Source organism: Flindersiella endophytica, assembly GCF_054779015.1.
On sequence record NZ_BAAGYY010000001.1, the window covers coordinates 61,509 to 80,122 of the forward strand.

Genomic DNA, 18,614 nt, shown 5'->3' on the forward strand with positions numbered 1-18,614 from the left:
TCGCCCGGCCAGGGTTGAAACGCTTACTACCCATGCAGGAAACTCGGCGATGTCTGCCTTGTCAATGCCGATGAAAGCGTTTCAACTATTTCGACGCTGAAGTCTCGCTAGGGTGTGGTTGTGACGGCTGGGCGACGGTCCACGATCCGCGAGGTGGCTGAGCGGGCCGGTGTGTCCATCGCGACCGTCTCCCGCATCCTCGGCGGCGACTATCCCGCCGCGCCCGCCACGCGAGCCCGGGTGATGCGGGCGGTCGCGGAGCTCGACTACGTTGCCAACGCCCACGCCCGCGCATTGGCGGGCACACCCAGCAAGAGCGTGGCGATCGTGCTCAACTCCGTGATCTCGCCGCACTACGCGCATGTCGCGCAGGGCGTGGAGACGATGGCCGCCGCCGAGGGCCGGCTGTGCCTGATCGGCACCACCGGCGGCGATCCGGAACGCGAGCTGGCCATGGTCAAGTTCATGCGCGAGCAGAACACCGACGCGGTGATCCTGGTCGGCAACGTCCGCGCCGACGCCGGCTACCTGGAGCGGATGAGCCAGTACGCGCACGCCCTGGCCGCCGTCGGCTCCCGGCTCGTGCTGTGCGGCCGCCCGAGTCTCGGCCCGGATGTGCCCGCCCTGGTCGTGGAGTACGACAACACCGGCGGTGCCTACGCGGGCACCAGCCACCTGCTGTCGGCCGGGCACGAGCGGATCCTGTGCCTGGGGGCGCGACCGGGCTACACCACCGCGGACAGTCGGGTCACGGGCTACCGGGAGGCGCTGGCCGCGCACCACGTTCCGCATGATCCGGCGCTGGAGGTCGAGGGCATCGTGATGGAGTGGCACGAGGGCCACCGGATGATGAGCCGGCGGCTGGCCGCCGGGCCGCCCGACTTCACCGCGGTCTTCTGCCTCAACGACCTCATCGCCGGCGGCGCGCACCGAGCCCTGACCGAGCACGGCCTGCGGGTACCCGACGACATCTCGATGGTCGGCTTCGACGACCTCCCGCCCTCGTCCGACCTCGGCCTGACCACGGTGCACCTGCCCCACGAGGAGATCGGCCGCACCGCCGTACGCCTGGCGCTGGAACACGAGGCACGCGGAGGGACGCCACCACGGGTCAGCATCGGCACCCACCTCGTCGTCCGCGACTCCGTACGCCCGCGGGTACGGTGATACTGCGCCGAACCGGCCCGTCGCGTGGGCCTGGCCTGGCAGGCTGTTCCGCATGCTCTCAGGGGTCGATGACGGATGGTCCGGGTTCGGCTGGCGTAGCTGGACGGATCTGGCAGCGGTGCGGGACCGACTGGACCAGGGGGCGGACCCGAACGTCGCCGTGTCGTACCTGGGGCCACCGCTCCACATAGCGGCCGAGACCGGCTCGCCGGAGGTGGTGGCGGAGCTGGCCAGACGGGTCGACGACGCCGACGCGATGTGGGAGGGACGTACCGCGCTGTGGCGTGCGGTGGCGGTGAACCGGCCGGACAACGCCCGCGTACTCGCGGCCGCGGGTGCGGATCCGCGGCGGAACCTGATGGCGGGCTGGTCGCCGGAGCGGCTGGGCCTCGCGGGCTCCACACCTGACCTGTTCGGCTCGCCGCAGGCTTCGCTCACGCCCGAGGAGACCGCGATGGTGGAGGAGAGCCGCCGGTTGGTCGCCGTGCTCAGCCGCCGGCGCGAGGGTCTGGGTGTCGCATGCGCCGCGGGCATCGACGTCGCGGAAGCGGTACGCCGACTCGACGCCGAAGTCGTGCAAGGCGACTACGAGGCGACGATGGCCGCCTGGGAGTCCGATCCGGTGAGCGACGACGTCATCCGCACGATGTGGGCCACCGAGGTTCCAGGCGGGTGCGTGCTGGCCCAGCCGTGGGGGTTCGGGCCGAGCATGCCCAGGGTGAACGAGGCGTTGTCGGTGGGCACGACCTGCTACGGCATGTACGCCAATCCCAAGAGCGGGAACCAGGGCAGCATCTCTCGCGATGGCGAGATCCTCGGCTGGGACCTGCACCCCGGCGGCGGCGTGGCCGACGAGCACGACGACAGCGCCGAGGTGCTGCTGACGTACCTCTACCAAGGCCAGGCGCTCGCCTACTGTTTCGCCTACGCGGGCCTGCGGCCCGTGGACGAACGCTCGGTCAGCGGCCCTCCGGACCAGTGGCTCCGCCTGCCCGACCGGGACTACTGGGCCTCCGCGAGGTGATCGACGTGACGACGACGCCGGTGTCGTTTCCGTCCAAGACGACCGCCGTGGCCGCGTTCTAGCGTGAGGCCGGCAGCTCGCCCACATCATGAGGAGACAGCTCGATGCGTAACCTGGTCTACACCGGCTTCATGTCGCTCGATGGCGTCGTGGACTCGCCTGGCGGCGGGCCGGGCGAGGAGCACCGCAGCGGTGGCTGGGTGTTCAAGGATCTCGAGTTCGTCCCGGAGGCCTGGTCGCTGAAGGGTGAGGAGCTCGCCGACACGACCGCGCTGATGTTCGGACGTCGCAGCTACGAGTCGTTCTCGGCGACGTGGCCCGGGTCGGCGGACCACATCGACTACAAGGAGCTGCCGAAGTACGTCGTGTCGGCCACGCTGTCCGACGACGCGCTCGTCGACGGGTGGGGGCCGACGACGATCCTGCGTTCGACCGAGGACGTCGCCGCGCTCAAGGAGGGCGGGGGTGGCGCGATCTTCATCCACGGAAGCCCGGAGCTGGCCCGGCGGCTGTCGGAAGCGGGGCTGATCGACCAGTACAACCTGCTCGTCTTCCCCGTACTGCTCGGCGCCGGGAAGAGCCTGTTCGACCGCGCCGACCGCGACAAGCTGATGTTGACGCTGCGGGAGTCGGACAGCTACTCCAACGGGATCCTGAAGCTGGTCTATGACGTGAGGCGCTGATCCAGGTCGAGGCCGATCGCACCGCCGGCGCCCTCGCGTAGCTGCCCGGCGGTGCGACCGACGTAGGAACGCAGTGCCCGGGCCAGATGCGGCTCGTCGAAGTAGTCGAGCTTGGCTACGACGTCGGCAGCCGGATCGCCGGCGGCAAGCAGCTCGGCGGCCGTACGGGCGCGCTCGATCTGCCGGACGGCGCCCCGCGTCAGGCCGGTCGCGGCGCGGAACCGGCGTTCGACCGTACGCCCCGAAACAGCCGGGCGGTGCCCGCGCAGCACGTCGGCGACGAGCGGATCGCGGAGCACGATCCCCGCCCGGACCAGGCGCTCGACCAGCGCCTCGGCGTCATCGGGGCCGGGCGTCTCCCAGCGCGCACCGTCCAGCCGGAACGTCCGGCGGGTGGTGTCGGGAAGCACGATGCCGCCGTCGACCAGTGCCGGCGTGGGCAGGGCCCGCAACGAGGTGCCGACGGCGAAGTCGATGCCGGTGAACGTCGCACCCACCGGCACCGGCGCGGTGCTGGTGCGGGTCTCGGGGCCGGTGATGGTGGTGTACGCCCGGCCGTCCTGCACCCAGAACACCAGGCCCCAGCGCACGCCTGCCACCGACGTCATCGTCGTGACCTGCTCGCTTCTGCAGGTCCACACGGCATCGACCCAGGGCGAGTCGGACCGGCGCGTCTCGAACCGCAGTCTCACGAGCGCGAGGATACGCCGCTTCGTCAGGTCCGCGGCGTCCTGAGCTGAAGGAAGTCGCGGAGGAGGCGGGCGAGTGCCTCCGGTTGTGTCAGCCACAGGAAGTGGTCGGCGCCGGGCACGACGTGGTAGCTCGCGGCTGGGAGCAGTTCGGCCAGTTGGGCCACCGGCCAGTTGGGTCTGATGTCGGCCTCGCCTTGCACGAGGAGGGCCGGCACCCGTAGGTCGGCGACCGAACGAAACAGCGACGGGGCCTTGAGGAACTCCTTGGCCGACTGGTTGCCTTCGCGGTTGACCGCGGGATTGAACGGATACGCGAACTCCAGTTCCCGCTCGCGTCCGGCGGCCAGACCCGCGTCGTAGGCGGCATGCCAATCCCGGTCGTTCTGCAGGCCGGCGCCGGCCAGGCAGACCAGTGCGCTGGTTCGGTCCGGATGGCTTAGGGCGTAGGCGAGGGCCGCGAGCGAACCCCACGAATGGCCGGCGACGACCCATTGCTCGTGGCCAAGGCTCGCGCGTACGGACTCGAGGTCGGCCACCATGGTGTCGAGCGCGAAGGGGCCCTCAGGTGACGAGCGACCGCAGCCACGTGGCTCGAGCCGGTACGTGGTCATCAGGTCGGCGACCAAGGAGGAAACCGGTGCGAGGTAGTCACAGCACCCGGGCCCGCCGCTCAGGAAGAGCATCGGCGGGCCCGTGCCCTCGGTGGCCAGCCACAGCCGCGCGCCGTTCACCTCGAGCAGCCGCTCTACGTCCGTCACCTACGTCACCCCGTCGTCGTCGCCGGGGCCAGGTGGGCAACGGCGTCTGCCGGTCAGCCTAGATGGAGCGCTTCGGCTATCACGGTGTGTATGTGGGTGTTCGGGTGGACGCCGCTGAGCTTGCTCGCTGTAGGGCCGATCGCGGTGAGGGGGACGGTGGTGCCGGAGTGGCCGGTGGTGGTCCAGTCGATGGCGAAGGTCAGGTCGCTGCCGCGGATGGTGAACGGGCCGTCCTCGGCGGAGACGCCGTCGCCCGACTCGTCGGTGCCGCCCGGGCTCTCGACGGTCATCCCGCCGGTCTCGTGGTCGCCGGTCACGATCAGCAGTGTGTCGGGGTGGCGGGCGACGTACTGGCGCGCCAGCGCGACCGACTTGTCGAGCTCACCCATGGCCTGCAGGGTGCGGGTGCCGTTGTTGTTGTGGGCGAACTCGTCGATCGCCTCCTCCTCGATCAGCAGGAAGAAGCCGTCGCGGTCGCGGTCCAGGACCTGCAGTGCCTTGCCGGTCATGTCGGCCAGCGGGACGACGGGGGCGTAGATGTCGCCGTTGCCCTCGGCGCGTTGCTGGAACATCTCCTCGTTGGCGAACAGGCCGAGCAGCTTGCGCGCGTTGGTCGCCTGCAGCTGCTCGGGCGTGTGCACGTAGGTGTAGCCGAGCTGCTGCGCTCGTTCGACGAGGTTGCCCTTGGTGCTGCTGCTCTGCTCGGAGGGGTCCTCCGGCGGGTTGTCTGGGTACGCGCCGGGAGTGCCGGGCGGGAGCCAGCGGTCCTCGCCGCCGCCCAGGATGACGTCAGGCTTGGTCACTTCGAGGAACTGCCTGGCGATGTCGTCCTGTGCGGCCCGGTTGACGGAGTTGGAGTAGAACGCCGCCGGGGTGGCGTCGGTGACCTGGGCAGTCGTGACCAGCCCGGTTGCCTTGCCGGCCCGCTTGGCCTGGCCGCCGATCACCGGCAGAGGGTTGCCGTTGACGTCGACGCTGATCGCGCCGTTGTAGGTCTTCTGGCCGGTGGCCCAGGCGCTGGCGCCGGCCGCGGAGTCGGTGACGATGTTCCCGGGATCGCGTGGTTCGGTGGACAGCAGGCCGCCGACCGGCAGCTGGTCCATCACCAGCCTTCCGTCCAGGCCTGTGTAGTGCAGCCGGGCAGCCTCGCGATGCGGCGCGGCCATCCCGTCGCCGTTGACGAAGATCACGGACTTGACCTTCGCCTTGGATGCCTCGGCGCCCTTGGTGGCGCGATCAACCCCGTCGGCGGACCCCAGATGGGGTGGCGCGATGGCGGCGCCGGCGAGCGCCGCGACCACTCCGACCGTCAGCAGCATCAGTGTTGTTCTGACCCGGTTCGACCTGGAACTGCTCACCGCACGCTCCTTCCAGACGCTCGGATGAACTCCAGGTAACCAAAAGGTGGCCAGAATGTGAACAGGTCCGATGCCCTGTATCGAGCAGGACCCGGCCGCCCCGGAACCGTGGACGGCCGGGCAGCGCCGTCAGAGCAGGGAGATCGCCTTCGCGAGGGCGGGGTCGCGGCCGGCGGAGAGATCCTCGGCGGTGGTGGGGGCGTAATGGTCGGGCGGGACGCCGATGGTGTTGACGATCTCCCGGTTCGCGCCGATCTCGTGGTATTTCGGCAGCATGAGGAGGGTGTTGTTGTTCAGCAGGAAATGGTTCGCCGCACCGGACACGACGCCGGCCGTACGGGTGCCGACGAGCTGGCCGAGCTCGAGATCCTTGACCGCGCTGGCGAAGGCGTCGCAGGCGGAGGCGCAGCGATGGTCGACGAGAACGACCACGGGCAGGTGCAGCAGCTCGACAGAGTCGTCGGTGCGGTTGGGAGTGCACTTCTCCCTGACGTCACACCAGTAGCTGACGATCTCGTTGTGGGCAAGGGCACCGAGCAGCTTGCTTCTCGCCTCCGGGCTGCCGCCGAGGTTGCCGCGCAGGTCGAGGATCACGCCCCGCAGCACGGTCTGGTCGCGCAGCTTCTGGATGGCCTCGAGCACGTCGTCGACCAGGTCGGGGGAGAAGCCTGGCAGCGAAACCTCGGCGAGGTTGCCGTCCACCAGCTTCGAGGTGACCGCCGGACGCGGCGGCTCGTAAGTCCGCGAGGTGACCGTGACCGTGAACGTCCTGCCCGTGGCGGGCCGGTGCACGGTGAGCTTCGCGGTGGCTCCTGCCCGGTATACCAGCAGCGTCGACAGGACGCCCTCGTTGAGGGTTCCGTTGACGTACAGCGGCACGCCGTCGACCGCGAGGACCTCGTCGCCGAGCCGGAGGCCGGCCTGCTCGGCCGGGCTGCCCGGGGCGATGCCGTTGATGTACGTCGGTGCCTTGGCCAGCGGGTCGAGCTCGCCCGGGCCGTAGGCCGCCGAGACGGTCCAGCCGAAGTCCGCGGTCTCTTCCAGGAGCTCGTTGAACCAGCGTGCGTGGTTGTCGCCCAGCGCGTCGACCATGGCCTGGACGGCGGCATCGGCGATCGCCGCGCGCGCCTCGTCGCCGGGCAGTGACCTGGCGATCCGCTGGTAGACCTTGCTGAACACGGCCCAGTCGGTGTCCTTGCGGCCGGTGAGGGCGGGCAGGGCGGCGTCGGGCTGGTCGATGCCGCGGCGCTGCAGCTCGCGGGTGATCTCGGAGAACGCGGGCACCAGCAGCGTACGGCTGTCCAGCACGGGACCGCTGTAGTAGTTGGAGAAGATGCAGTAGTACGCCTGCGCGACCGTGCTGTCCGTCGCCGGCGTGGGTTTCTCCGGTGGCTTCTGCGGATCCGGCGCGACGCAGGCAGGCGGCCGGGCAGCCTGGGCGGGCCGGCCGGGGCGGTCGGGCCGGGCGCTGCCCGCGGTCGCGGTACCCGCACCAGCGCCGCCGAGCATGGTCACGATCCCCAGTACTGCCGCTGCGACGGTGAGCGGACGCCGGCTGTGTTTCACGAGTTCTCCTTGCTGGGTTGGGATTTCGAACGGGCAGCCGCCGCCGGGCACCGCAGCGCCTCCGGCAGTTCCCGCGGAGTGAAGCGCACCGGCTGTTCCCGGCGGTAGGCCTCCAGGTCGGCGATGCCGCCCTGCACGCCGTTGCGGCGTCGCAGCTCTGTCCAGTACGCCGGATCGAGATAGCCGGCAGGGTTCTCGCGCGACACGGTGAGCTCGGCGGACGGGCCGAGATAGAGGCCCGCGTCGATGAGCGACCCGACCGGCACGCCGCACCGGAAGTTGGACGGCTCGCCGCCGGGCCCTCGCCGGGCGGCCGGAAACAACAGCCCCGCGTCGAAGGACCCGAGCCAGGCAACGGAGGTGGGAATCACCGCGCGCCGCGGAAGTCGCGCCAGCCGGGCACCCAGGCCGCCAGGATCGCCGGCGAGGGGTACGAGGCTCGCGATCACGTACGGCCGCTCGCCGAGCTGCGACTCGATGAGCGATCCGTGCAGTACATGGTCTGCTCCGTAACAGATCAGCGCGCGGCGGCCGCGATCGAGCACCTCACGCTGGATCACCGACGCGGCGTGGGAGTCGCGCTGGAGGAGGTACGCCCCGAGCTCGGCGCGCGTCGTCGTCCGGGACCAGTCGATGGGTGGGTCGCCGAGCAGGACGCGGATCCGTCGTCGTTCCGGCAAGTCGGCATTGACGGCGCGAACCGTACGGAAGACCTGCTCGAACACGGGAGCGTCCCAGGTGGCCAGCGGTGACTGCGTGGTGTCCCGCCAGGCCGGCCGAAGGTCGGCGTTGTCGACCGCACGCCCTGCGGTGAACCGGTCGACCGTCGCCTGATGGCGCGCGTTGCCGAACTCGACGACCATGTCGTCGACCACGTCCGGCGTCCGGGGGTCGGCCAGCAGGATCGTCAACGCGTCGAAATGCTCCTGCAGGCCATGGGTTCCGCCCTCGCCCAACGCGACCAGCCGATGCCGGTCGAAGGCCGAGAGCACAGCGTCGGCAAAGGATCGCCTGGTCGAAGCCTCGGCCGATCGCTTGCCCGGGCCGAGCATCGAGGCCGCGACCACGGCGGTGGAAGCCACGGCGAACCCGCGGCGGGTCGTCTTGTCCATGGCAGCCACTCTCGCCGCCGCGCCCCTGGCCACGGGACCGGCTTGTGGCTGAAATGTCCTGGCCCGTTCGGGGGACAGGCCTGGTCCGCCGTTCGGTGGACGCGCGAGAGTCTTGAGGTTGCCGCCGTATCGTGCGTGCCGTGACAACGGCGGACGGCGATCGATGGGTGCAGGCCTTGCACAACCTGTACCTCGTCACGTTGCTCGTCGCGCTCGTCACGATGATTCCGTCCGTGGTGATGTCGTCGCCCAGGCCCGGCGCGCTGCCCTGGGTGGTGGCCGAGCTGTCCGGGCTGCTGCTGGCCGCCGCCGACACGCTCGTACGCCGGTGGTCGGCTCACACGACCCGGACGGCCGCGCTGACCGCGTACTTCCTGACGATCGCTGTCGTCCTCGCCGGCTTGACGGCGGTGTACCCGACGTTCGCGTCGGTGGCGTTCGGCGCGCTGCCGTTGGCGTTCGCGCTGCTGCGCTGGCCGGCGGCGACCGCGGTCGGCGTGCTGCTGACCGGGATGCCGTACCTCATCCGCGCCCAGATCCTGCGCTGGCTGTTCGGTGCGGACGCGCCGGCCGGCGTCGACCTTCAGTTCGGACCCGTCTATCTCGCTGTCGTGGGCGTGGCGTTGCCGGTCCTGACCGGCCTGTTCACGGCGTGGGCGATTCACGCGGTGCAGAGCCAGAGCAGGGCGCGGCAGGCGCTCGTGGAGCAGCTGTCGGCGACGCGTACGGAACTGGCGGCGGCCTCGCGGCTGGCCGGGCAGGCGGAGGAGCGCAGGAGGCTCGCGCACGAGCTGCACGACACGGTCGCACAGGGACTGTCCGGTGTGATGCTGCAGCTGGAAGCGGCCGAACAGCAGCTGTCCGGCCCCGGCGAACCGCAGGAGGCGCGCCGGCTGCTGGCCAGGGCGCGCGAGGCGGCCCGGGGATGCCTGAGCGACACCCGCAACGCCGTGGCGGCGTTACGGCCGGAAGCACTGGACGGCGCGAAGCTGGTCGAGGCGTTGACGGCGATCTGCGCGCGGTCGGCCGATCCGCCCGTGGAACTGGTGGTGTCGGGCGATCCGGGTGGTTGCCGTCCCGAGGTGCAGGTGGTCGCGTTGCGGCTGGTCCAGGAGGCTCTGGCGAACGCAGGAAAGCACGCATCGGCAGGCCGTGCGACGGTGCACGTCGACTATCGCGGGAACGAGCTGTGCCTGTCGGTACGCGACGACGGGCGTGGGTTCGATCCCGCCGAGCTGCCGCGACCGGACGGTCTGACCTCCGGAGGGTTCGGGCTGGCCATCATGCGCGAACGCGTGGAGACCGTGGGCGGATCGCTCTCGGTCGTGAGCTCGCCGGGATCCGGTACGTGCGTCGTGGCGACCCTGCCGGCCAAGGAGCACTCGTGATCCGGATCCTCATCGCCGACGACCACGCGGTCATCCGGGACGGGCTGACCGCGATGCTCGAACCTCACCAGGAGTTCCGCGTGGTCGGCGAGGCGGCGGACGGCGCGACCGCCGTTCAGCTGGCAACGCGGCTGCGCCCGGACGTCGTACTGATGGATCTGCGGATGCCTCACCTGGACGGTGCGACCGCGACGGCGCAGATCACGACAGCGACCCCGGAAACACACGTGCTCGTGCTCACCACGTACGACACCGACGCCGACATCCTGCGGGCGATGGCGGCCGGCGCGATCGGCTATCTGCTGAAGGACACGCCGCGAGAGGAGCTGTTCGAGGCGATCCGCAGCGCGGCCCAGGGTCGCGCCGCGCTGACGCCTTCGGTGGCGACGAGGCTGGTACGCCAGCAGCACACCAGTCGTACCGAGGCGTTGTCGGCCAGGGAGCGGCAGGTGGTGCAGCTGGTGGCGGACGGCCTGACGAACAAGGAGGTCGCGGCCCGGATTCAGGTTGGCGAAGCCACTGTCAAGACGTACTTGGCGCGAGTCTTCGCCAAGCTCGGCGTCAACGACCGGACCGCCGCGGTCACCGCGGCCCTGGCCCAGCAGCTGATCACCCTGCCCGGCCGGACCGGTACACGAGGTTCAGTACCCGGGGAACCCTCTCACCCGCGGGCGGAGTGAGAGGGCCCCTGCCGGCCTTCGTGGTCAGGCGAACATCTCGCCGAGCAGCTCGGGATCGATGGGGATGGGAGCGGGGCGGTACGCCGGCGGCTCGGTGCCCATCAGCTCGCGCACCATGAAGTCCCAGCACGCCTTGCGGACGTATGCCAGGCAGTCGAGGAAGGCGTGCTCGGCCCCCGGAACGATGAGCAGCTCGAAGCCCTTGTTTGCGGCGATCAGCCGGTCGGCCAGGCGCAGCGTCTGCGACGGGTGGACCTGGTCGTCCATCTCACCGTGGACGAGGAGGAGTGCCCCTGCCAGCCGGTCCGCGATGTCCACGTTGGACGTGCGGGCCCAGGCCTCGGGATTGTCCGCACCGTCGTAGGTCTCGGCGAAGCCCGCGTTGAAGTAGCGGACGTCGTGCGAGCCGGACAGCGCGGCGCCCACCTGGTAGACCTCGGGATGGTCGAGCATCGCCCGTACGGTGGCGAATCCACCGCCGGAGTGGCCGAACATGCCCACGCGGTCGAGGTCCATCCACGGTCGGGTCTCGGCCAGCTGCCGCAGGGCGGCCACGTGGTCGTCCAGGCCGCCGGCCGAGGCCAGGTTGCCGTACGAGAAGTCGTGGAACGCCTTGCTGCGTCCCGGCGTGCCCCGGCCGTCCAGGGCGATCACGACGAATCCCAACGCCGCAAGGGGTTCCGCGTCGAGGCCCATGCCGCCGGGGTCGAAGCTCGGCGCCACTCGGTTGACCTGCGGGCCGGGATAGATTGTGTCCACCACGGCGTAGCGCTGCTCGGGATCGAAGCCACGCGGCCGGTACAGCACGCCGTAGATGTCGGTCACGCCGTCGGCCGCCTTGACGCGGAACCGCTCCGGCGGCGTCCAGCCGACGTCGGTGAGCTTGCCGATGTCGGCCCGCTCCAGCTCCGCCAGCACCCGTCCGGTCCAGTCGCGGACCGTCGTCGCCGGCGGGGTGTCGACGGTTGACGCGGAGTCGACGAAGTAGTCATTGCCGGGCGACAACGTGACGACGTGGTCCAGGGAATCCTCGGTGATCACGGCGAAACCGGTGCCGTCCAGGCCCACCCGGCATACCGTGCGACGGTAGGGGTCGTCGGGCACCAGGCCGGCCGCGGTGAAGTAGACCACGCGGTCGGCGGAGTCGACGTGCAGGATCTGGCGCACGCCCCACTCCCCGGACGTCACCTGCCCGAGCAGGTCACCCGTACGCAGGTCGTAGCGGTACAGGTGGCCCCAGCCGTCGCGCTGGGAGTACCACAGCACCTCCGACTCCAGCACCCGGACGAGCGGCGGCTCGAACGCCCACTGGTTGGGTTCCACCCGGGTGGCTCCGCTCTCGCTGACCACAGTGGTCACCGAACCCGTCGCAGGGTCCATCCGGTGCAGCGTGAGCGTACGCAGGTCGCGCGGTCGACTGAGGTAGTAGACGGCGGAGCTGTCGTCCGCCCACCAGGCCCAGTTGACCGACACAGGTGAGACCGTCGGCGCGGAAAGCGGCTCTGCCTGCGCGCGGACCACGGTGCCGGACGCGACGTCCAGCACGACCAGCTCGGCCTGCGGCAGCGCCTCGTCGCCCGGATAGGCGAACCGCTGGGAGTGCAACTCCGGGGCGCCGCCGGTCGCCGGCCCGGCCTCCACCAGGTAGGTCTGGCGAACCTCGCGCTCGTCGATCCGATGCGCCAGCACCTTCGCCGAGTCGGGCGACCAGGCCACTGCGGGCGGCAGGTGCGGCAGGCCGAACTTACGCAGCAGCGTCGGGTTGCTCGTGGAGTCGGGCCCCTTGCCGTACTGGTAGTCAGGCGCGCCATCGGCCGTAAGCGCCCATTCCTTGCCGTCGGACAGCGAGACGGCCCACAGGTTGGCACCGCGCTGGGACACCGCGAGCTTCCCGTCCGGCGACCTGACGTCCAGCGGTCCTCCCTCCGGAGGCGTGAACTCGGCGCGCTCGCAGGTGTAGGTGTCCAGCGCGCAGCGCCAGTACTCGCCGAACGCGGCGAACGAAACGGCGTCGGAAGCCGGCTCGATCGCGCCGAACGGCAACGCCTCCGGATCGACCGGCTGCCCGGACGCCGCGGCCAGGGCGGTGGCGAGCCGGGTGTGGTCGAAGGCCGGCTCGCGGGTGCCCACGGCCGGGTCGACCAGGACGAACCGCTTGCCGCCGCCGGTGTGCACGCCGTACCAGAAGCGGGCTCCGCCGTCGATCCACTGCGGCCTGACCTTGTCGCCGACCACGAGCTCGCCTGGGCTGGCGACCCGGCGCAGCAGCTTCTCGGCGGCCTGGTAGTCCTCGGTGGTACTCATGCGTTGTTGGCCTTCCTCGGTTGGTAGGTGAGGGATGGTGATGTGTGATCAGGCGGGGCGGACGATGATGTCGCCACCGTGGCTGCGGGCCCGGACCTTGATGCTCTGCCCGGACCGATCGGAGGCATCGGACGCCCGGCCGGCCTCCACCTGGTTGCGCACCCGGCCGGCCGAGGTGTTGGCGTCCAGCAGGACGGCCGTGCCTCGAGGAACGCCGAGCTCGACCTCGCCGTTGGGCGTGTACAGCTCGACCTGACCGCTGCCGACCTCGCCCACGCGGATGTCGCCGCTCGCGGTCTTGGCGTGAACGGCGGCGTGCGCGACGTCGACCGAGATGCCACCGTTCGCGGAGTTCACCCGCAGGTCGCCGCCGACCTCGCCGAGCCGGCTGTCGCCGCTGATGTTCTTGACCACCGCGTCGCCGCCGACCCGGCGGACCCGGATCTCGCCGTTTCCGTTCACGTCGGCCCGGCCGGTCACGTGGTCGACGGTCACCCTGCCGCCGGAGGTCTTCAGCCGCACACCGGAGGCCTGCTCGACCCGGATGTCTCCGGTGGCGGTCTTCAGGTGGCAGGACCCGACCACGCCCGAGACGAGGTAGTCGCCCTTGGCGGTGGCTCCCTGCACGTTCGATCCGGCCGGAAGCTCCACCAGCACCTCGACCCTGCCGTACCTCTTGGCGAACGCCGTGCGCAGCTTCGGGTGTCTGACCTGCAGCTTCCCGTCGGTGAAGGTGATCTTGGCCTGCTCGGCGGCCTTGACGTCCAGCTCCCAGGAGGGGTCGACCGGCCGGACCTCGACCACCGTGTCGGCACGGTCGCCGGCGACGAAGCGGATGTTTCCGAGAATGATGTCGACCGTCGCGGAGATCGGCTGCGGGGTGTCGAAGGTTGCCATGGCGGGACTCTCCTGAATCGTTGCGCTGATCACGGCAACCACATTCGCCCGCCGTCCTGACACGGGGCAGTCACCGCGCTGACGCGGCAGGGCGCCGTGGCAGGAGCGTGTCAGCGCGATGGCGGCCCAGTGTCAGGGCTGCCGCCGACAGTGATCGCATGACCAACCAGACCAACGCGGCGATTACGGCCACCGGCCTGCGGAAGGCCTTCAAGGACAAGGTCGTGCTCGACGGCATCGACCTGGAGGTCCGGGCAGGGACGGTCTTCTCCCTGCTCGGCCCGAACGGAGCCGGCAAGACCACGACGGTGAACGTCCTCACCACGCTGCTGAAAGCAGACGCTGGGACCGTACGCGTCGCCGGGCACGACGTCGCGACCGAGGCGAAGGCCGTACGTTCGGCGATCGGCGTCACCGGCCAGTTCGCGGCTGTGGACGAACTGCTGACCGGCCAGGAGAACCTCCAGCTGATGGTCGACCTCTCCGGCAGCGCCGGCAAGGACGGCAAGCAGCTCATCGCCGGCCTGCTGGAGCGCTTCGAGTTGACGGAGGCGGCGCAGAAGCCCGTTTCGACGTACTCCGGCGGTATGCGCCGCAAGCTCGACCTGGCGATGACGCTCGTCGGCAGCCCGCGGATCATCTTCCTGGACGAGCCGACGACGGGCCTGGACCCGCGCAGCCGGCGCACGATGTGGTCGATCATCCGCGGCCTGGTGGCCGACGGCGTGACCATCTTCCTCACCACGCAGTACCTCGACGAGGCCGACCAGCTCGCCGACCGCCTCGCCGTCCTCGATCAGGGCCGGCTGGTCGCCGAAGGCACTCCCGACGAGCTCAAGCGCCAGATGCCGGGTACGCACGTGCGGCTCCGGTTCAGCACGTTCGCCGAGCTCGACGCGGCCGCGCCGCTCTTCGCCGGCTCCACCCGGGACGACGACGCGCTGACGCTGCGGGTTCCGAGCGACGGCGGCACCAAGTCGCTGCGAGCGCTGCTGGACAAGCTCGACGAGCACTCGCTCAGCGCCGAGGAGTTCTCCGTCCACACCCCTGACCTCGATGACGTTTTCCTCGCCCTCACGGGCCACACCACGGAGGTAGCCGCGAAATGAGCAAGTCTCACGCGCTGGTGATGTTGCGCCGCAACTTCAAGCACATCGCCCGGAACCCGATGACGGTGTTCAACGCGGTCCTGATGCCCGTCGTGGTCATGTTGATGTTCGTGTACATGCTCGGGGACGCGTTCAGCGTCGGTGTCGACTACGTTGACTACGCGACGCCCGGCCTGATGCTGCTGGCCGTCTGCTACGGCCTGGGAGCGGTGGCGACGTCGGTCAACTCCGACATGACCAAGGGCATCATCAACCGGTTCAAGGTCATGGACGTCTCCCGCAGCGCGGTGCTGACCGGTCACGTGATCGCCAGCCTGCTGACCAACCTCGTCGCCATCGCGGCGATCGTCGGTGTCGCGTTCCTGCTGGGGTTCAGCCCGAAGGCGAGTCTCCTCGACTGGCTCGGTGTGGCGGGCCTCGTGGTGTTGCTCGCGCTGGCGGCCGGCTGGTTCACGATCGCCCTGGGCCTGGTTGCGAAGACACCGGAGTCGGCCGGCCTGGCGTCGGTTCCCCTGGTCATGTTGCCGTTCTTCAGCAGCGCGATCGTGCCCGCGGACAAGATGGGTCCGGGGCTCCGGCAGTTCGCGGAGTACCAGCCGTTCACGCCGATCATCGAGACCCTGCGCGGGCTGCTGGGCGGAGCGCCCGACACGAGCACCGCGATCATCGCGCTGGCCTGGTGCGTCGGGATCGCGGTCGTGGGCTACGTGTGGGCGACCTCGACGTTCAAGAAGCGAGCGTGACGGCGACCAACTCGCTCCAGTCGGCCCGTGCACCCTCCTCAGTCGCCTCGGTGAACCCCGTGTCACCGAGGCGGCTGCGCGTTTCACGTTCGATCCTGGCCGCGTCCGGGTGGGAGAGATCCGGCAGGCCACGGGCCCTGGTGCTCGCCGCGAGCAGGCGGGCGGCCTGGTCGTAGTGCTCCTGGCGCAGCGCCAGGTCCGCGACTCCGATCAGTACGTTCGCCAGGCCGGTCGCGTGCCCTGCCTCGGTCGCGGCCTCGAAGGCGGCCGCCCGGTGCTCGCGGGCCTCGCCGAGATCGGCGGCGAGGTAGCCGAGCAGGTCGTGGGTGGTCGCGCGGATGTGGGCGTGTCCCGCCTCGTCGCCCATCTCGCTGGTATACACAGCGAGTTGCCTGCGGGCCTCCTCGGCGTCTCCGTTCCAGCGGGCGAGCTCCCCCTTCGAGAGGGCGAGGTAGGCCACCGTGCCCGGCCATGTGATGCCCACGGCGTGGCGTTCGGCCTCGCCGATGGCGGCCGCGCAGGAGTCCTTGTCGCCCAGCAGCCAGTAGAGCCGGGCCTGGCGGGCCCGCATGTGGATGACATCGTCGACGGCGCCGATCTCAGTGACAGCCGCGACGGCTTCCTCGTAGTGCTCGCACGCGCGGGCGATCTCGCCGCGCATGGCGATCAGGTCGGCCAGTTCGGTGAGCGCGAACGCGATCCCGAAGCGTTCGCCGATCGCCTGGAACTCGGCGAGCGCGGTCTCGAAGTAGATGTCGGCGTCCTGCCGGCCATGGCCGAGGATGACCCGCTGCTTGCCGATCTGCAGCCGGGCCAGCGCGCGTACCCAGGGATCCGGGTCGGAAAGGGCCGGCTCGAACGCGGTCAGGGCCGCCTCCGGGCCCTGCAACATGCGTTCCATCCCGACGATGAGCCCCAACCCCGGGTGGCCCTGCTCGACGTGCCGGCTGCTGACCTCGTACGCCTGGTGGATCCACTCTGCCGCCTGCTGCTCGTCGCCTGGCCCGGAGACCGCGAACATCACGATGATGGCGTAGATCGTGGCCTTGACGAGGCCGGTCACCTCGCCGGGCAGGTCAGCGGCCGCGGTGATCAGCTCCATGCCCTCGGTTTTGTGGCCGGCCAGCCACCAGTACCAGCCGGCGCCGGCCGCTAGCCGCATCGCCGCCTGCGCGTCGCCGGACGCGAGCGCGCCGCGCATCGCCGCACCGATGTTGTCGTGCTCGGTGCCGAGCGTGGCGAGCCATTCGACCTGGTCGGCGCCGCGAAGCTGGGGCTCCGCGGTCTCGGCGAGATCGGTGAAGTACGCCAGATGCGCCCGGCGCGTGAGGTCGGTCTCGCCCGCCTCGGCGAGGCGCTGCTGGGCGTACTCCTTGATCGTGCCGAGCATGCGGTAGCGCGGCACCTGACCTCCGTCGGTGACCACCAGCGACTTCTCGGTCAGTGCGGTGAGCAGGTCGAGGACGTCGCCGGCCTCCACCGCGTCGCCGGCGCAGACCCACTCGGCCGCCTCCAGGCTCGCACCACCGGAGAACACCGAGAGCCTGCACAGCACGGCTCGTTCGGCGTCGGTGAGGAGCTCCCAGCTCCAGTCGACCAGCGCACGAAGGGTCCGGTGCCGCGGCAGCGCGGTGCGGCTGCCGCCGGTCAGCAGGCGGAACCGGTCGTCGAGCCGGCTCGCGAGCTGGTCGAGCGTCATCGTGCGCAACCTGGCCGCGGCGAGCTCGATCGCCAGGGGCATGCCGTCGAGCGCCCGGCAGATGTGGGCCATCGTCGCCAGGGCTCCGGCGTCGTGGGCGAAGTCGCTGCGTACGGCGGACGCGCGCTCCCGCAGCAGCCGGACGGCCGGGGACAGCTCGATCTCGTCGGCGCCGGCGTTCACAGCCGGGGTCGACAGCGGCGCGACCGGCCACAGCGCCTCGCCGGTGATGCCGAGAGGCTCCCTGCTCGTCGCGAGGATCCGCAGCCGCCGGCACTCTCCGAGCACGCGGTAGGCGAACGCCGCAGCGGCCTCGATCACGTGCTCGCAGTTGTCGAGAACGAGCACCATCGCCCGGTCGCGTACGGCCGCGATGATGCGTTCGGTCGGATCCGCCTCCGACACGTCGCCGAGCAGCGCATCGCGCAGCTTGAGTGCGCCGAGCGTCGCCTGGGCCACGTCGCCGTCGGTGCCGATGGCCGCGAGCTCGACCATCCAGACCCCGTCGGGCAGGTCGCCGACCAGCGTGCGCGCGGTCTCGGTGGCCAGCCTGGTCTTGCCCGTACCGCCGGGACCGATCAGCGTGGTGAGACGGTGCTCAGACATCAGGGAACGAACCGCGGCGACGTCGGCGTCCTTGCCGACGAAGCTGGTCAGCTCGGCGCGCAGGTTGGTCTTGCGGGTGCCATCATCGCGCCGGCCCAGCTCGCCGCGCAGCAGGGCGACGTGGAGCGCCGACAACTCCGGAGAGGGGTCGGCGCCGAACTCGTCGGCCAGGGTCTCCCTCGTACGCTCGAACAGGCGAAGCGCCTCGGTGTCGCGGCCGGTCGCGACGAGCGCTCGCATCAGGGCGGCAACCAGCCGCTCGCGTACCGGATGCGTGGCCACCAGGTCGGTGAGCTCGGTGACCAGCTCCGCGCCGTGGCCGAGGCTGATCTCCGCGTCGAAGCGGTCCTCCATGGCGGTGAGGCGGAGCCCGTCGAGCCGGGTGGCGGCCGCGTCGAACGCGTCACTGTCGAGCAGGCCGACCTCCTGCATGGCGGCACCGCGCCAGAGGGCGAGGGCCTCGCGCAGGTGGCGTACGCCCTGGGGGTCGTCGGCATGACGGGCCTGGGCGACGAGGCGTTCGAAGCGTACGGCGTCCACGGCGTCGGGATCGATCCTCAGGCGGTAGCCGTCGGTCTGGCCCTCGACCACGCCGTCCGGCAGCACCTTACGCAGCCGCGAAACCAAACGCTGCAAGGCGTTCGCCGCGTCGGCAGGCGGGCTCTCGCCCCAGATCCAGTCGACGAGCGTCGCCTTGGAGACCGTGTGACCTGCCTCGAGGGCCAGGGCGATCACCAGTGCGCGCAGCCGGGCGCCGGGGACGTCGGCCGGCTCGCCGTCGTCCGTCCGAATCTCGAATGGTCCAAGCACCCCGATCTGCACGCGGTT

At 70.6% G+C, this 18,614-nt stretch carries 15 protein-coding genes; 7 read left to right on the forward strand and 8 right to left on the reverse strand.

The window, feature by feature from the left end; translation table 11 throughout:
- The first annotated feature begins 120 nt into the window (after positions 1–120).
- The 3 genes from ACYVF6_RS00290 to ACYVF6_RS00300 all read left to right on the forward strand — a co-directional run bounded on the left by ACYVF6_RS00290 (position 121) and on the right by ACYVF6_RS00300 (position 2,874).
- Positions 121–1,167, forward strand: a complete 1,047-nt coding sequence (locus ACYVF6_RS00290; protein WP_460514435.1) for a LacI family DNA-binding transcriptional regulator — start codon at positions 121–123, stop codon at positions 1,165–1,167.
- Between the two features lie 118 nt (positions 1,168–1,285).
- The gene (locus ACYVF6_RS00295; protein ID WP_460514437.1) at positions 1,286–2,191 is read left to right on the forward strand and encodes an ankyrin repeat domain-containing protein; all 906 of its coding nucleotides are present in this window, start codon (positions 1,286–1,288) and stop codon (positions 2,189–2,191) included.
- A gap of 104 nt (positions 2,192–2,295) precedes the next feature.
- Positions 2,296–2,874, forward strand: coding sequence for a dihydrofolate reductase family protein (locus ACYVF6_RS00300; protein WP_460514439.1), 579 nt, complete (start codon positions 2,296–2,298; stop codon positions 2,872–2,874).
- Here ACYVF6_RS00300 and ACYVF6_RS00305 read toward each other — a convergent pair.
- The 5 genes from ACYVF6_RS00305 to ACYVF6_RS00325 form a co-directional block, all read right to left on the reverse strand.
- Positions 2,856–3,566 carry an AraC family transcriptional regulator gene (locus tag ACYVF6_RS00305; RefSeq protein ID WP_460514441.1) on the reverse strand — a complete coding sequence of 237 codons (711 nt, stop codon included), beginning with the start codon at positions 3,564–3,566 and terminating at the stop codon, positions 2,856–2,858. The two genes, ACYVF6_RS00300 and ACYVF6_RS00305, sit on opposite strands and share 19 nt — an antisense overlap.
- Positions 3,567–3,589: 23 nt before the next feature.
- On the reverse strand, positions 3,590–4,324 hold the full coding sequence (locus ACYVF6_RS00310) for an alpha/beta fold hydrolase (protein ID WP_460514443.1): 735 nt from the start codon (positions 4,322–4,324) through the stop codon (positions 3,590–3,592).
- Between the two features lie 53 nt (positions 4,325–4,377).
- Positions 4,378–5,682, reverse strand: coding sequence for an alkaline phosphatase (locus tag ACYVF6_RS00315; RefSeq protein WP_460514445.1), 1,305 nt, complete (start codon positions 5,680–5,682; stop codon positions 4,378–4,380).
- Positions 5,683–5,811: 129 nt separating this feature from the next.
- The gene (locus ACYVF6_RS00320; protein ID WP_460514447.1) at positions 5,812–7,248 is read right to left on the reverse strand and encodes a S41 family peptidase; all 1,437 of its coding nucleotides are present in this window, start codon (positions 7,246–7,248) and stop codon (positions 5,812–5,814) included.
- Positions 7,245–8,360: a hypothetical protein gene (locus ACYVF6_RS00325; protein ID WP_460514449.1), complete on the reverse strand. Its 1,116-nt coding sequence runs from the start codon at positions 8,358–8,360 to the stop codon at positions 7,245–7,247. The genes ACYVF6_RS00320 and ACYVF6_RS00325 overlap by 4 nt, the downstream gene beginning before the upstream one ends.
- 140 nt (positions 8,361–8,500) lie before the next feature.
- On the opposite strand from ACYVF6_RS00325, the gene ACYVF6_RS00330 reads away from it, so the two are divergent.
- Both ACYVF6_RS00330 and ACYVF6_RS00335 read left to right on the forward strand, forming a co-directional pair.
- Positions 8,501–9,748, forward strand: coding sequence for a sensor histidine kinase (locus ACYVF6_RS00330; protein WP_460514451.1), 1,248 nt, complete (start codon positions 8,501–8,503; stop codon positions 9,746–9,748).
- Positions 9,745–10,428 (forward strand): transcriptional regulator, encoded by a 684-nt coding sequence (locus ACYVF6_RS00335; protein WP_460514453.1) that lies wholly within the window; start codon positions 9,745–9,747, stop codon positions 10,426–10,428. The genes ACYVF6_RS00330 and ACYVF6_RS00335 overlap by 4 nt, the downstream gene beginning before the upstream one ends.
- A gap of 24 nt (positions 10,429–10,452) precedes the next feature.
- Here ACYVF6_RS00335 and ACYVF6_RS00340 read toward each other — a convergent pair whose 3' ends face one another.
- Complete coding sequence (locus ACYVF6_RS00340) at positions 10,453–12,732, reverse strand: S9 family peptidase (RefSeq protein WP_460514455.1); 2,280 nt, start codon at positions 12,730–12,732, stop codon at positions 10,453–10,455.
- Between the two features lie 48 nt (positions 12,733–12,780).
- Positions 12,781–13,629, reverse strand: coding sequence for a DUF4097 family beta strand repeat-containing protein (locus ACYVF6_RS00345; protein WP_460514457.1), 849 nt, complete (start codon positions 13,627–13,629; stop codon positions 12,781–12,783).
- Positions 13,630–13,787: 158 nt separating this feature from the next.
- Here ACYVF6_RS00345 and ACYVF6_RS00350 point away from each other — a divergent pair, with 158 nt between their 5' ends.
- Entirely contained in the window at positions 13,788–14,738 is a 951-nt protein-coding gene (locus tag ACYVF6_RS00350; protein ID WP_460514459.1) for a DrrA family ABC transporter ATP-binding protein, read from the forward strand.
- Positions 14,735–15,481 (forward strand): ABC transporter permease, encoded by a 747-nt coding sequence (locus ACYVF6_RS00355; RefSeq protein WP_460514461.1) that lies wholly within the window; start codon positions 14,735–14,737, stop codon positions 15,479–15,481. Before ACYVF6_RS00350 ends, ACYVF6_RS00355 begins: the two co-directional genes overlap by 4 nt.
- Here the strand turns inward: ACYVF6_RS00355 and ACYVF6_RS00360 are convergent.
- Complete coding sequence (locus tag ACYVF6_RS00360) at positions 15,465–18,608, reverse strand: BTAD domain-containing putative transcriptional regulator (RefSeq protein WP_460514463.1); 3,144 nt, start codon at positions 18,606–18,608, stop codon at positions 15,465–15,467. The genes ACYVF6_RS00355 and ACYVF6_RS00360 overlap by 17 nt on opposite strands.
- Positions 18,609–18,614 lie beyond the last annotated feature (6 nt).

Coding starts and splice junctions, on each gene's coding strand:
- ACYVF6_RS00345 (WP_460514457.1), bottom strand. CDS start 13,629: ATGGCAACCTTCGACACCCCGCAGCCGATCTCCGCGACGGTCGACATC.
- ACYVF6_RS00350 (WP_460514459.1), top strand. CDS start 13,788: ATGACCAACCAGACCAACGCGGCGATTACGGCCACCGGCCTGCGGAAG.
- ACYVF6_RS00300 (WP_460514439.1), top strand. CDS start 2,296: ATGCGTAACCTGGTCTACACCGGCTTCATGTCGCTCGATGGCGTCGTG.
- ACYVF6_RS00340 (WP_460514455.1), bottom strand. CDS start 12,732: ATGAGTACCACCGAGGACTACCAGGCCGCCGAGAAGCTGCTGCGCCGG.
- ACYVF6_RS00355 (WP_460514461.1), top strand. CDS start 14,735: ATGAGCAAGTCTCACGCGCTGGTGATGTTGCGCCGCAACTTCAAGCAC.
- ACYVF6_RS00325 (WP_460514449.1), bottom strand. CDS start 8,360: ATGGACAAGACGACCCGCCGCGGGTTCGCCGTGGCTTCCACCGCCGTG.